The following is a 13291-nucleotide window of genomic DNA, read 5'->3' on the forward strand; positions in this document are numbered from 1 at the left end:
GTGTGTCAGTGAAACATCTATTACTGACACACCGCATTCGCGAGCAAGCCCGCTCCCACATTTGGATTTGAGTGAGGCTGAGACCTCACTCAGTTCCGGAACGGTTTACACCGCAACTGCACGCGGCTCGGTGCGGCGCAATGCACGCACTTTCTGCAACGTATCGGCGCAGGTCTTCGCCGCTTCCTGACCCTTGTGCACGAAGTGCTCGAAGAAGAACTTCTGGTGTTCTTCGCCGGCATGGAAGTGGTGCGGGGTCAGGGACACCGAGAACACCGGCACTTCGGTTTCCAGCTGAACCTGCATCAGGCCGCTGACCACCGACTGGGCGACGAATTCGTGACGGTAGATCCCGCCATCCACCACCAGGGCGGCCGCGACGATACCGGCATAACGGCCGGTCTTGGCCAGCAGCTTGGCGTGCAGAGGCATTTCGAAGGCGCCGCCGACTTCGAAGAAGTCGATGTCCGATTCCTGATAGCCCTGAGCGATCATTTCAGCGAGGAAGCCTTTACGGCTCTGGTCGACGATTTCCTTGTGCCAGCAGGCCTGAATGAACGCGACGCGCTCGCCGTGGCTGTGTTTGCTTTTGCTGTCGATAGCGGTGGGTTGCATGTTCTGACTCCTGTTTGTGTGAAAAACAGGGCGTTATGAATCGAAAGGGATTCAAGGGTACGCACGCTCGCGCAAACACGGCGGACGGCCCTTTGGCGTCAATCCCGTTCTCTCTTCATCCGGACTGTGACCGTCGGCCCCGGAATCACACCGGGTCTGCTGACCTTGCCGCCGCTCACGGCTTTTGCCGTGCCCGTCACCAAGCGCTCGCGGGCTATGCGCATTGCGCGCAATTACCGCCGGTGGGGAATTGCACCCCGCCCTGAGAACGTTTCGCCGCCCTTTATCGGGCGGCGCAGCGTTTTTAACACAGATTGCCGGGCTGTGCATTGCGCCTTTGTGATGATTGCCATCGGATTTTTCGAAGCACGAAAACGACTTTTCCTTGCCCGAGGGTTGATTAATCTGCGCCATGCCCGCAGTAATTCGTCTTCGTAAAGGGATTTCCCCTGCTGACCAGAGGCCAGGTTCATGAGCGTTATCGATCTTCGCAGCGACACCGTCACTCAACCGACTCCCGCCATGCTCGACGCAATGACCCGCGCCGACACCGGCGATGATGTGTATGGCGAAGATCCGACGGTCAATCGTCTGGAGGCCGAACTGGCAAAACGGCTGGGTTTTGCTGCCGCGCTGTTCGTCCCCACCGGCACCATGAGCAACCTGCTGGGCTTGATGGCGCACTGCGAACGCGGTGACGAATACATCGTCGGTCAACAGGCGCACACCTATAAGTACGAGGGCGGTGGCGCAGCGGTGCTCGGTTCGATTCAGCCGCAGCCGCTGGAAGTGCAGGCCGATGGCTCGCTGGACCTGGATCAGGTGGCAGCCGCGATCAAGCCTGACGATTTCCACTTCGCCCGCACCCGCCTGCTGGCGCTGGAAAACACCATGCAAGGCAAAGTGCTGCCGCTGGACTATCTGGCCCGGGCCCGCCGGTTCACTCAGGACAATGGCCTGCAGCTGCATCTGGACGGTGCGCGGCTGTACAACGCGGCGGTCAAGCTCGGGGTCGATGCCCGGGAAATCACCCAATATTTCGATTCGGTCTCGGTGTGCCTGTCCAAAGGTCTCGGCGCGCCGGTCGGCTCGGTGCTGTGCGGTTCGTCGGCGTTGATTGCAAAGGCCCGGCGCCTGCGCAAAATGGTCGGTGGCGGCATGCGTCAGGCCGGATTGCTGGCGGCGGCGGGGCTGTATGCGCTGGATCACAACGTCGAGCGTCTGGCGGATGACCATGCCAACGCGCAGTTTCTTGCCGAAGGCCTGCGCGAGGCCGGTTTCAGTGTCGAGCCGGTGCAGACCAACATGGTTTACGTGCAGATGGGCGACCGTGCCGAGGCAATCAAGGCATTTGCCGCCGAACGCGGGATCAAGTTGAGCGCTGCCGCCCGGTTGCGGATGGTCACGCACATGGACGTCAATCGCTCGCAAATCGAGCAAGTGGTCGCGACATTCGTCGAGTTTTCGCGCAAGTGACAGCGTTAGCGGCCCAATTGACTGTTTCTATCGTATAAACACGCTGTACCCCGCGCGCAGGGCCGATATAATGCGGCCCTTTGCCGTCGTTTCGTCTGTTGACGTTTCGTACAGGCCTTTGGCCGCAGCCTCCGTGGAAGAACCTAATGAAAAGCGCAGAAATCCGTGAAGCCTTCCTTCGCTTCTTCGAAGAGCAAGGCCACACCCGTGTAGCCTCCAGCTCTTTGATTCCGGGCAACGACCCAACCCTGCTGTTCACCAACGCGGGGATGAACCAGTTCAAGGACTGCTTCCTGGGCCAGGAAAAGCGCGCCTACACCCGCGCCGTCTCCAGCCAGAAATGCGTGCGCGCCGGCGGCAAGCACAACGACCTGGAAAACGTCGGTTATACCGCCCGTCACCACACCTTCTTCGAAATGCTGGGCAACTTCAGCTTCGGTGATTACTTCAAGCGTGATGCCATCACCTACGCCTGGAACTTCCTGACCTCCGAGAAGTGGCTGAACCTGCCAAAGGAAAAACTGTGGGTCACCGTCTACGCCAGCGATGACGAGGCCTACGACATCTGGACCAAGGAAGTCGGTGTGCCGGCCGAGCGCATGGTGCGCATCGGCGACAACAAGGGCGCGCCTTACGCGTCCGACAACTTCTGGACCATGGGCGATACCGGTCCGTGCGGTCCTTGCACCGAGATCTTCTACGATCACGGCGCTGATATCTGGGGTGGCCCACCGGGCTCGCCGGAAGAAGACGGCGACCGTTACATCGAAATCTGGAACAACGTGTTCATGCAGTTCAACCGCACCGCCGATGGCGTGTTGCATCCGCTGCCAGCCCCGTCGGTGGACACCGGCATGGGTCTTGAGCGGATCAGTGCCGTGCTGCAGCACGTTCACTCGAACTATGAAATCGATCTGTTCCAGAGCCTGCTGGCCGCTTCGGCCAAGGCCATCGGTTGCAGCAACGACAATCAGGCGTCCCTGAAAGTCGTGGCTGACCACATTCGTTCCTGCGGCTTCCTGATTGCCGACGGCGTGCTGCCGTCCAACGAAGGCCGCGGTTATGTGCTGCGCCGGATCATTCGCCGCGCTTGCCGTCACGGCAACAAGCTGGGCGCCAAGGGTAGCTTCTTCTACCAGATCGTTGCCGCGCTCGTGGCCGAGATGGGCGAAGCCTTCCCTGAGCTGAAATCCCAGCAGGCGCACATCGAGCGCGTACTGAAAGCCGAAGAAGAGCAATTCGCAAAGACCCTGGAGCAGGGCCTGAAAATCCTTGAGCAGGATCTGGCCGAGCTCAAGGGCGACGTAGTCCCGGGCGACGTGGTGTTCAAACTCTACGACACCTACGGTTTCCCGATGGACCTGACCGCGGACATCGCTCGCGAGCGCAGCCTGACCATCGACGAAGCCGGGTTCGAGCGTGAGATGGAAGCCCAGCGCGTCCGTGCACGTTCCGCCAGCTCGTTCGGTCTGGACTACAACAGCCTGGTCAAGGTAGACGTCGACACCGAGTTCACCGGTTATCACGCCACCAGCGGTTCGGCGAAAGTCGTTGCTCTCTATAAAGATGGCCAGTCCGTGGACGTCTTGAGTGAAGGGCAGGAAGGCGTTGTGGTTCTGAACCAGACCCCGTTCTACGCCGAATCCGGCGGCCAGGTCGGCGATTGCGGTTACCTGCAGGCCGGCAACAGCCGTTTCGACGTGCGCGACACCACCAAGACCGGCGGCGCGTTCCTGCACCACGGTGTATTGGCGTCGGGCAGCCTGATCGTTGGCGCGCCAGTAGAAACTCACGTCGAAGCCGACGTGCGTCACGCCACTTCGCTGAACCACTCGGCCACTCACTTGCTGCACGCTGCATTGCGCAAAGTGCTGGGCGATCACGTTCAACAGAAAGGCTCGCTGGTCGACAGTCAGCGCCTGCGTTTCGACTTCAGCCACTTTGAAGCGATCAAGCCTGAGCAGATCAAGGCGCTGGAAGACATCGTCAACGCCGAGATCCGCAAGAACTCCGCGGTTGAAACCGAAGAAACCGACATCGAAACCGCCAAACAGAAAGGCGCGATGGCGCTGTTCGGCGAGAAGTACGGTGACAACGTGCGCGTGTTGAGCATGGGCGGTGATTTCTCCGTCGAGCTGTGCGGCGGTATCCACGCCAACCGTACCGGCGACATCGGCCTGCTGAAAATCATCAGCGAAGGCGGTGTGGCATCGGGCGTGCGTCGTATCGAAGCAGTCACCGGCGCTGCGGCGCTGGCTTACTTGAACGCTGCTGAAGAACAACTCAAGGAAGCGGCCAGCCTGGTCAAGGGCAGCCGCGACAACCTGATCGACAAGCTGTCGGCTGTGCTGGAGCGCAATCGTGCGCTTGAAAAGCAGCTCGAGCAGTTGCAGGCCAAGGCTGCCGCCGCTGCGGGCGACGATCTGTCGGCTTCGGCTGTGGACGTCAAGGGCGTGAAGGTGCTGGCCGTGCGTCTGGATGGTCAGGACGGCAAGGCGCTGCTGGCGCTGGTCGATCAGCTGAAAAACAAACTCGGCCGCGCAGTGATCCTGCTCGGCAGTGTCCATGAGGAAAAGGTCGTACTGGTTGCAGGCGTGACCAAGGACCTGACTGGCCAACTCAAAGCCGGTGATTTGATGAAGCAGGCTGCTGCGGCAGTGGGCGGGAAGGGCGGTGGTCGTCCGGACATGGCGCAGGGCGGCGGTGTCGACGCCGGCGCACTGGATGGCGCACTGGCGCTGACCGTTCCATTCGTCGAGCAGGGTTTATAAGACGGCCCGTCGGGTCCGCAGTCTAGTGGCGGGCCCGGCGGCTGTTCGAGTGATTATTGGGCGCCCTTCATGGGCAGAGGCGGCTTTGAAATGGCTTTGATCGTACAGAAATTTGGAGGCACCTCGGTCGGCACTGTCGAGAGAATCGAGCAGGTCGCCGACAAGGTTAAGAAATTCCGCGATGCCGGCGATGACCTGGTGGTTGTGCTGTCTGCAATGAGCGGCGAGACCAACCGTCTGATCGATCTGGCCAAGCAAATCAGTGGTGACGATCAACCGGTTCCGCGCGAGCTGGACGTGATCGTTTCCACCGGTGAGCAGGTGACGATCGCCCTGTTGGCCATGGCGCTGATCAAGCGCGGTGTGCCGGCGGTGTCGTACACCGGCAATCAGGTGCGGATCCTGACGGACAGTGCGCACAATAAAGCGCGTATCTTGCAGATTGATGACCAGAAGATTCGTGGTGACCTGAAAGCCGGTCGCGTGGTTGTGGTCGCCGGTTTCCAGGGCGTCGACGAGCACGGCAACATCACGACCCTGGGGCGTGGCGGTTCCGACACTACTGGCGTAGCGCTGGCCGCTGCGTTGAAGGCTGACGAATGCCAGATCTACACCGACGTCGATGGTGTCTACACCACTGACCCGCGTGTGGTGTCGGTCGCTCAGCGTCTGGACAAGATCACCTTCGAAGAGATGCTGGAAATGGCCAGTCTCGGCTCCAAGGTGCTGCAGATCCGCGCCGTGGAGTTCGCCGGCAAGTACAACGTTCCGCTGCGCGTACTGCACAGCTTCAAGGAGGGTCCGGGCACCCTCATTACTATTGATGAAGAGGAAACCATGGAACAGCCGATCATTTCCGGCATCGCTTTCAACCGCGATGAAGCCAAGCTGACCATCCGTGGCGTGCCAGACACCCCGGGCGTGGCGTTCAAGATTCTCGGCCCGATCAGTGCCGCGAACATCGAAGTCGACATGATCGTGCAGAACGTCGCGCACGATAACACCACCGACTTCACCTTCACCGTGCACCGCAACGACTACCAGTCCGCGCAGACCGTGCTGGAAAACACCGCTCGCGAGATCGGTGCCCGTGAAGTGGTCGGCGACACCAAGATCGCCAAAGTCTCGATCGTCGGCGTCGGCATGCGCTCTCACGCAGGCGTGGCCAGCCGTATGTTCGAATCCCTGGCGAAAGAAAGCATCAACATCCAGATGATCTCGACTTCGGAAATCAAGGTTTCCGTAGTGATCGAGGAGAAATACCTGGAACTGGCCGTGCGCGCCCTGCACACGGCTTTCGAACTGGATGCTCCGGCCCGTCAGGGCGAGTAATCCTGGTCAGTGAAGGGCGCGGTCTGACCGCGCCCTTTATTTTTTGAATGGCGCGAGCCCCTGAACTGTTCTTTTGCTCGCGCTGGTCAATACTCAGGCATGTAGGGCTACGATCGCTCCGGTTGTAGGTCGAGTGCCTTTTTTTTGCAGACTGTTGTCCCTGAAATGATTCGCGTGAGGAGAAAGGTATGCTGATTCTGACTCGTCGGTGCGCAGAAAGCCTGATTATCGGTGATGGCGAAATCACCGTGACCGTGCTCGGCGTCAAAGGAAATCAAGTGCGTATCGGCGTCAACGCCCCGAAAGAGGTGGCCGTGCACCGTGAGGAAATTTACCTGCGTATAAAGAAAGAGAAGGACGAAGAACCAAGCCATTAATTTTTATCGATTTTTATGTTTGCAAACGGGGAAGAAGGTGGTTAATATACGCCCCGTGTTGCGGAGAGCTGGCCGAGTGGCCGAAGGCGCTCCCCTGCTAAGGGAGTACACCTCACAAGGGTGTCGGGGGTTCGAATCCCCCGTTCTCCGCCATTATTTGCTTAGTACGTTGTAATCTGGCTTTTTCTGTAAGTTGTTGAAATTAATAGAAAAAGTGGTTGGAATAGAGATTAGACGGGCTATAATGCGGCGCAACAAATGCACTCGTAGCTCAGCTGGATAGAGTACTCGGCTACGAACCGAGCGGTCACAGGTTCGAATCCTGTCGAGTGCACCATTTAAGAGTTGGTTACAGCAATGTAAATGACTCGGCTTCAACCAGGTGTGATCTGGTCTAACAAACACAAATGCACTCGTAGCTCAGCTGGATAGAGTACTCGGCTACGAACCGAGCGGTCACAGGTTCGAATCCTGTCGAGTGCACCATTTAAGAGTTAGTTGCAGCAATGCAAATAACTTGGTTTCAGTCAGTTGTGGTCTGGCCTAAAAACACAAAATGCACTCGTAGCTCAGCTGGATAGAGTACTCGGCTACGAACCGAGCGGTCACAGGTTCGAATCCTGTCGAGTGCACCATATACCAAAAAGCCCGCGTTTAACGCGGGCTTTTTGCTGTCCGGGATTTGGCTTTTCCCGTCACACATCCTTTCTCATCAAAATCGACTTGAGCACTGCGGCCTCGCTTGAGGTCGTAACGATAGCTCGTTACCGAATTGCGAATGCTGATCTTGTCGGGTTTGCCCAAGGCGCTTTCAACATCCTGTTGGCTCATGCCGGCGATGATTCGTTGATTGATGATTGCTTCGCGTTTCTGTCGCGCGTCGATCAGGTCTCCGCATTTGTCCTGGGTGCGCCCGACGACGGCCATTTCTCGTTTTCTGATATTCATACCGGATATTTCTTCGTGTCGGGCTTCGGGTATCAGTGTCACGGTCGAGCCAGGCGAGTAGGGGCGAACTTCCTGCAGTGAAAGGTGCTCATCGTTCGCACAACTCAATGTCGTGAACGTGACGCGACCATCAGAAGCTTCGCAGCGATGAAGTGTCGTTGCGTTCCCGATGGCGGGCAGGCAGAGCAGGGTGGTCAGCATGAATCGAGATGTTTTCGATGGCATTCGGCGTCCTCCTTGACGATCCTTATCAAGCGTAGCCGGCAGTTTTTTCATCGCCGGTGTGTTTTCTTTTCAGGATGAGTCGTCGCAGTGTGGAGAATCAGGACAGCGCTCAGGTTTGTCTCGCAAGCGCTTGTTTCAGGCTGGATTTTTTAACGTTTAAAACCGTCAGGCGGTGTATCATTGCGCCCGTCAGCCCCGCCGGGGCTTATGGAAAACCTCCATGGACTTACCCAGTAGTTACTCAGTACCCCGTTTCACCAATCATGAATTGACTGATTGATCCTTCCGGCGTGCCCCGCTGCTGGGAGTGGAGTTCGCCTATGTCCGAAATCGAAGTAAAGAAAACACAGGAAAGCCTGCAGGATCGCCTGGCTCAGGTCGTTGAGCTGCTGCAGCGCCAGCGGGTCGTCGAAGACCTGACTCACCGCCAGGAAGGCCCGCATCATGACCGGGTCGAGAACCTGGTTCACCGGCAAAATCTCGTCGAGCTGCAGCGCAAGCTCGATGATCTGCACTCCGCCGACGTCGCCTATATTCTTGAAGCCCTGCCGCTGGACGACCGTCTGACGCTCTGGCAACTGGTCAAGGCTGATCGCGACGGCGACATTCTTCTTGAAGTATCCGATTCCGTCCGTGAAACGCTGATCGCGGACATGGATGACCACGAGCTCCTGGCTGCGGCCAAGGACATGGATGCCGACGAACTTGCTGACCTGGCCTCCGAGCTGCCGCGAGACGTCGTCCATGAGCTGATGGAGACTCTGGATCAGCAGCAACGCGAGCGTGTGCGTTCGGCTCTCTCCTACGACGAGGAGCAGGTCGGTGCGCTGATGGACTTCGAGATGGTGACCATTCGTGAGGACGTCAGTCTTGAAGTGGTTCTGCGTTACCTGCGTCGCCTGAAAGAGCTGCCGGGCCACACCGACAAACTGTTCGTGGTCGATTACGACGGTGTGCTCAAGGGTGTACTGCCGATCAAGCGTTTACTGGTCAACGATCCGGAGAAACAGGTTTCCGAGGTGATGGCCAGCGATCCGGTGAGTTTCCACCCGGATGAAGACGCCTACGACGCCGCGCAGGCGTTCGAGCGTTACGACTTGATCTCGGCCCCGGTGGTCGACAAGAACGGCAAGCTGATCGGCCGTCTGACCATCGACGAAATGGTCGACCTGATTCGTGAGGAGAGCGAAAGCGAAGTCCTCAACATGGCGGGTCTGCGTGAAGAGGAAGACATCTTCGCCTCTGTCTGGAAGTCCCTGCGCAACCGTTGGGCGTGGCTGGCGATCAACCTGATCACGGCATTCGTCGCATCCCGGGTGATCGGCCTGTTCGAGGGCTCGATCGAGAAGCTGGTGGCTCTGGCGGCGCTAATGCCGATCGTGGCAGGCATCGGCGGCAACTCCGGCAACCAGACGATCACCATGATCGTTCGCGCCATGGCGCTCGATCAGGTCAGCACCGGTAATACTTCGCGCCTGATGCGCAAAGAGCTGGCTGTGGCGTTGATCAACGGCCTGGTCTGGGGCGGAGTGATTGGTGTGGTGGCTTACATGCTCTATGGCAGCTGGTCACTGGGGGTAGTGATGACTGCCGCCATGACGTTGAACCTGCTGCTGGCAGCGTTGATGGGTGTGTTGATCCCGATGACCCTGGCCAAGATGGGCCGCGATCCGGCGATGGGCGCCAGTGTGATGATCACGGCCATGACCGACAGTGGTGGCTTCTTCATCTTCCTGGGGCTGGCGACGATTTTCCTGCTCTGATTGCCTGTATCGAAACAGCCCGCCAATTGGCGGGCTTTTTTTCGTCCCTGAAAAACTCAAATTGCGGGCAAAAAAAAGCCAGCATTCATGCTGGCTTGAGATGTTCGGCTTGACTCAGGATGCGTCTGCGGCCATTTCGGCGTCGTGGGCGATCAGAGACACCAGCGCGTTCTGCTGGCGATGGGAGAGTTGGCGGAAGCGTTGCAGCAACTCGCGTTCGTGCAGCGAAAGCTCCGGGCTGTCGAGGCGCATGCTCAGCTCTTCGCCCAGTGCGCCTTCCTGAATAAGACTCTGCTCAAGGCGCGCAATGATCTCGGAGTTCATGCTGCGATGATGATTGCGAGCCACCTCGGCAATGCGTTCACGCATTCCGTCTGGCAGACGTACGACGAACTTGTCAGCCGTACGGCTGGAATAAATTGCCTGTTTCAATGGGCGCATATATTTAACCGGTTAGTTCAGGGGAGCGGTTCTCGGGATTGGCCGCAGGATGAGTTGTAGGACATGCATCCGGGCCAAATGGTTCAACCTGAATTGTTAAGAGGCTCGCATCATGCCTCAAAATTGCCAGATCATTGGCGTCAATTCTGTGACAAATATTGATCCGGGTAAAGGCGTAATGCCAGCACCAATTATCAGAAATGCGGACTGGTTTGAAAAGAATGCATCGGCCCGTATCGCTGACCGCGTCCTGAAGTGCACGAACTGATGTCTGAAGACTTCGGACCGTGCATGCTATGCGGCTAAAATCCTTGTTCCTTACCTTGTACAGGATAGTGGCAAATGGCCGATTTACTAGGGGCAAATGCCCGTCGGAGGGCGTTTTCAGGATGGATGGCAGGCTGATTTATCTCATGGGGCCTTCCGGCTCCGGCAAGGACAGTCTGATTGAGGCTGCACGCGTGCCACTGCATGCGTTGAGCTGCGAAGTGATACGTCGGGTGATCACGCGTTCGGCTGAATCGGTGGGGGAAGATGCGATCGGTGTGGCGCCGCAAGAGTTCGGACGGCGGCAGCGTGCGGGTGAGTTTTCTCTGGCATGGGAGGCCAATGGTCTCGCCTACGGGATCCCGGTGGAAATGGACCAATGGTTGAAAGCCGGGAAGCATGTGCTGGTGAACGGCTCGCGTGCGAACCTTCGACAAGCGCTGGAAAGCTACCCCACACTGGTGCCAGTGTTGTTGACGGTTCGGGATGATGTCCTGCGCGAGCGCCTGCTTCGGCGCGGTCGGGAGACCCTTGAACAGATCGATGCACGGCTCGCCCGCAATGCGCTGTTCAAGGAAAGGCGTTCAATCGACAGGCCTGTGCACCTGATCGACAACTCGGGCGACCTGGCGGATGCCGTCGGTCATTTGCTGGAACTGGTCAGGCTCAGCGCAGTACCGGATCAAACTTGATTTTGCGCCCGGCAACCAGGGCCAGTACAAACAGGACAGCGAAAACGCCGCAGCCAATCAGGGGTAAAGAGATTTCTGTCTCTTCGAATAGCGAGAAATGCAGAACACCGCTCAAGAAAGCGAGGATCAACAACCCCAGGGCGGATTTGGACATGCGGTACTCCGGAAAATGATTCAAAACACCAGGCGTTCAGGCATCTGTGTCGTCGGTGCCTGATCTGGCTCGCTGACGTCTTGCGCGGCAAAACCATGCTGGTCGCTCAACACCGCCCATTGCGGCGCCTTCTGCACCTGCAGGTAATGGGGCATACGCTGAGCCACGTCCTCGTTGTGCTGGGGGATGAAATGAAAACCCACCAGAACCGTTAGGGCAACTGCGTTTGCGAGCAAGAGGAAGCGGTTCATGAGGCAATGCTCCATTTGTTCTTTTGCAAGAACCTGAAGCAGCCGTCGTGCCAATAGTCTAACCGCTGTTAAGTCCTTTAAAAACAAGCATTTGGAAGGGTTTCCAGAGAGGCGTTGGTTGCATTTTGCAATGATGGCCTTTTTGCGGTGATGCAAATTGCACGACAAAACGTCCCACGGCTTTGCGAGGCGCCTGCCTACACTTAAAAAGCCCTGTGGACGACATGACAAATCAGGGCCCGGCCGTTAACATGCACGCCGTCTGTCGCACCGGCAGTCCTGTGTCCCAGTAGCTCAATTGGATAGAGCATCCCCCTCCTAAGGGGAAGGTTGGCAGTTCGAACCTGCCCTGGGACACCATCTATTAAAAAGCCCCGCACAGAGTGATCTGGCGGGGCTTTTTGCTGCGTGGGAAAAAGACCTAAAACGTCTCGGCGCCACCCTCCGCTTTGCCAATCGATGTGCTGACCTGGGTGATATGACGACGCCCATTGACGGTATATCCGCGCTCCTGGCTCTCAGCTTCTGGCTTGCGCATCGTCAGTTTTGCGAAGAGCCCATTCTTTTCATCGTAGCTACCGAACCAGTTGATCAGTCTTGCGACATAACAATCATCACCAATGATCACGGGGAAGTCGGCGACAGGTTCGATCGCGTAGTAGCTCGCGCCGTAGCCGTAGTACTCCTCAGTGTCCTTGGCGGATTGGGGGATGGGGCAGAGCGGTTTTTTCTGCTGTCCCGTTGTCCCCGCATTTGCGTCCAAACCGGTCACAGCGTTGGCGAGCACCTTCTGCAGGGACGGTTCCAGTTCGTAGGCTTTATCGCTGTCCTCGATGTACTGAGTGTGTGGAACGGTCAGTTGGTAGTCATAGTGCACGCTGATCGTCGGCACCTGCCTGTTGATCTGCAGGGGATTGAGCAGGTAGACCTGATCTTCACCGTAGCTGCCGTTTTGATAGGCGAAATACATTCTTCCGCGAGTCCCGATCAGGTACACGGATTGATTGGCACCGCGGTCATTGGTATAGAAAAGGACGCTGTCGTTACTGGCCTGAGGGGCGATCTCGGCAGTTCTCCTGATAAATCTGCCGTCGGCCCGACGCCAGGTTTGCGTGTAATGAAACATCCCGGTGCCGCCGGCGTAGGTTTCCACGATGAGATCGCGCTGACCGTCGCCATCCAGATCCATCAGGGTGTACGAGGTTTGGCCGGACTCGGCGGCTCCCTTGATGTCGGATGCTTGCAGTGCTTTCCACTCGTCTTGCGTGACATCTTTGGGGATGGTTGTAGGGAGGAGCGGTTGCTCATCTTCATCCTGCTCGGCTGAAAACGAGCTGCCGACGTAGCCAAGCGTCAGAGAATTCAACGCCCGCTCCAGCGCAAACTCCGGATTCTCCTTGCTCATCTCCCGAACCCGCAGCTGCAGATCCTCCATGACCTGTTTATCGATCTCGTCCGGTTTGTAGGCCAGCGCGTCGATCCACTGTGCGTGCACGACCTGCAAACGATCCTGATAACGCTGGCTCAGACAACTCACGTCCTCGCCACATCGATCACGCTCCTTCAACCACTGACGCTGGGTCTTTTTCACTTCGGTTTGCGCCGGTGCAGCCTTCATCAACTTCCGGTAAGCCGCCCCCATCTGCGCATCGAGCTCATACAGCGGCTTCTGCGCGCAAATCGCCTTCTCCACAACACTCACAGCCTTTGTGCAGTCCATTCCGCTCGCCTGTGCCTGCTGGAAAAACAGCAGTGCGCAGGCCGACACGATGTAGCGTCCTTTGATGTACACGATGAAAACCTTGAAGTAGGAGGGTGGGAGCAGGCGCGCAGGGTAATCGCTGTACAACGAATCTTGAACCCCCGCTTCAAGAGAACCATTGATCCGGCCGATAACCCGTTCGGTGCCTTCAGAGTCGCACGAAATTGCTTGATAGCATTTGGCCGCCAGCTATCATCTGCGCGCCTGAAATGTGCCC

12 protein-coding genes, 5 tRNA genes and 1 riboswitch are annotated in these 13291 nt (G+C 57.8%); of the genes, 11 read left to right on the forward strand and 6 right to left on the reverse strand.

What is annotated here, in order from left to right:
* Positions 1-105 precede the first annotated feature (105 nt).
* The gene (locus J5M72_RS25195) at positions 106-615 is read right to left on the reverse strand and encodes a 6,7-dimethyl-8-ribityllumazine synthase (protein ID WP_169431532.1); all 510 of its coding nucleotides are present in this window, start codon (positions 613-615) and stop codon (positions 106-108) included.
* Between the two features lie 102 nt (positions 616-717).
* Positions 718-889, reverse strand: a riboswitch (FMN riboswitch).
* Positions 890-1086: 197 nt separating this feature from the next.
* Between J5M72_RS25195 and ltaE the strand changes: the two genes are divergently transcribed.
* From ltaE to J5M72_RS25235, 8 genes are all read left to right on the forward strand, one after another.
* Positions 1087-2091 carry a low-specificity L-threonine aldolase gene (gene ltaE, locus J5M72_RS25200; protein ID WP_207867599.1) on the forward strand — a complete coding sequence of 335 codons (1005 nt, stop codon included), beginning with the start codon at positions 1087-1089 and terminating at the stop codon, positions 2089-2091.
* Positions 2092-2237: 146 nt separating this feature from the next.
* On the forward strand, positions 2238-4862 hold the full coding sequence (gene alaS / locus J5M72_RS25205) for an alanine--tRNA ligase (protein WP_039772080.1): 2625 nt from the start codon (positions 2238-2240) through the stop codon (positions 4860-4862).
* Between the two features lie 90 nt (positions 4863-4952).
* Positions 4953-6194 (forward strand): aspartate kinase, encoded by a 1242-nt coding sequence (locus J5M72_RS25210; protein ID WP_169431529.1) that lies wholly within the window; start codon positions 4953-4955, stop codon positions 6192-6194.
* Positions 6195-6382: 188 nt separating this feature from the next.
* Entirely contained in the window at positions 6383-6571 is a 189-nt protein-coding gene (csrA, locus tag J5M72_RS25215) for a carbon storage regulator CsrA (protein ID WP_002554426.1), read from the forward strand.
* A gap of 62 nt (positions 6572-6633) precedes the next feature.
* Positions 6634-6724: transfer RNA gene (locus J5M72_RS25220), tRNA-Ser, on the forward strand.
* 107 nt (positions 6725-6831) lie between these two features.
* Positions 6832-6908: transfer RNA gene (locus tag J5M72_RS25225), tRNA-Arg, on the forward strand.
* A 72-nt stretch (positions 6909-6980) separates the two neighbouring features.
* Positions 6981-7057, forward strand: a tRNA-Arg gene (locus J5M72_RS25230).
* Between the two features lie 72 nt (positions 7058-7129).
* Positions 7130-7206 (forward strand) — tRNA-Arg (locus J5M72_RS25235).
* Positions 7207-7225: 19 nt separating this feature from the next.
* On the opposite strand, the gene J5M72_RS25240 is transcribed toward J5M72_RS25235, so the two are convergent.
* Positions 7226-7744, reverse strand: coding sequence for a cell envelope protein SmpA (locus J5M72_RS25240; RefSeq protein WP_169431528.1), 519 nt, complete (start codon positions 7742-7744; stop codon positions 7226-7228).
* Between the two features lie 320 nt (positions 7745-8064).
* Between J5M72_RS25240 and mgtE the strand changes: the two genes are divergently transcribed.
* Positions 8065-9507 carry a magnesium transporter gene (gene mgtE / locus J5M72_RS25245; protein WP_011335525.1) on the forward strand — a complete coding sequence of 481 codons (1443 nt, stop codon included), beginning with the start codon at positions 8065-8067 and terminating at the stop codon, positions 9505-9507.
* 114 nt (positions 9508-9621) lie between these two features.
* Here mgtE and J5M72_RS25250 read toward each other — a convergent pair whose 3' ends face one another.
* Positions 9622-9948 carry an Arc family DNA-binding protein gene (locus J5M72_RS25250; RefSeq protein WP_003178899.1) on the reverse strand — a complete coding sequence of 109 codons (327 nt, stop codon included), beginning with the start codon at positions 9946-9948 and terminating at the stop codon, positions 9622-9624.
* A gap of 389 nt (positions 9949-10337) precedes the next feature.
* On the opposite strand from J5M72_RS25250, the gene phnN reads away from it, so the two are divergent.
* Positions 10338-10907, forward strand: coding sequence for a phosphonate metabolism protein/1,5-bisphosphokinase (PRPP-forming) PhnN (gene phnN / locus J5M72_RS25255; protein ID WP_207867600.1), 570 nt, complete (start codon positions 10338-10340; stop codon positions 10905-10907).
* Here phnN and J5M72_RS25260 read toward each other — a convergent pair.
* Positions 10882-11061 (reverse strand): PA3371 family protein, encoded by a 180-nt coding sequence (locus J5M72_RS25260; protein ID WP_169431526.1) that lies wholly within the window; start codon positions 11059-11061, stop codon positions 10882-10884. The genes phnN and J5M72_RS25260 overlap by 26 nt on opposite strands.
* Before the next feature lie 20 nt (positions 11062-11081).
* Entirely contained in the window at positions 11082-11312 is a 231-nt protein-coding gene (locus tag J5M72_RS25265; RefSeq protein WP_207867602.1) for a hypothetical protein, read from the reverse strand.
* 283 nt (positions 11313-11595) lie between these two features.
* On the opposite strand from J5M72_RS25265, the gene J5M72_RS25270 reads away from it, so the two are divergent.
* A tRNA-Arg gene (locus J5M72_RS25270) sits at positions 11596-11672 on the forward strand.
* A 61-nt stretch (positions 11673-11733) separates the two neighbouring features.
* Here the strand turns inward: J5M72_RS25270 and J5M72_RS25275 are convergent.
* Positions 11734-13104 (reverse strand): lysozyme inhibitor LprI family protein, encoded by a 1371-nt coding sequence (locus tag J5M72_RS25275; RefSeq protein WP_207867604.1) that lies wholly within the window; start codon positions 13102-13104, stop codon positions 11734-11736.
* Between the last annotated feature and the right edge of the window lie 187 nt (positions 13105-13291).

The organism is Pseudomonas sp. 58(2021) (assembly GCF_017491585.1).
In the GTDB taxonomy this organism is placed as follows: domain Bacteria; phylum Pseudomonadota; class Gammaproteobacteria; order Pseudomonadales; family Pseudomonadaceae; genus Aquipseudomonas; species Aquipseudomonas fluorescens_BT.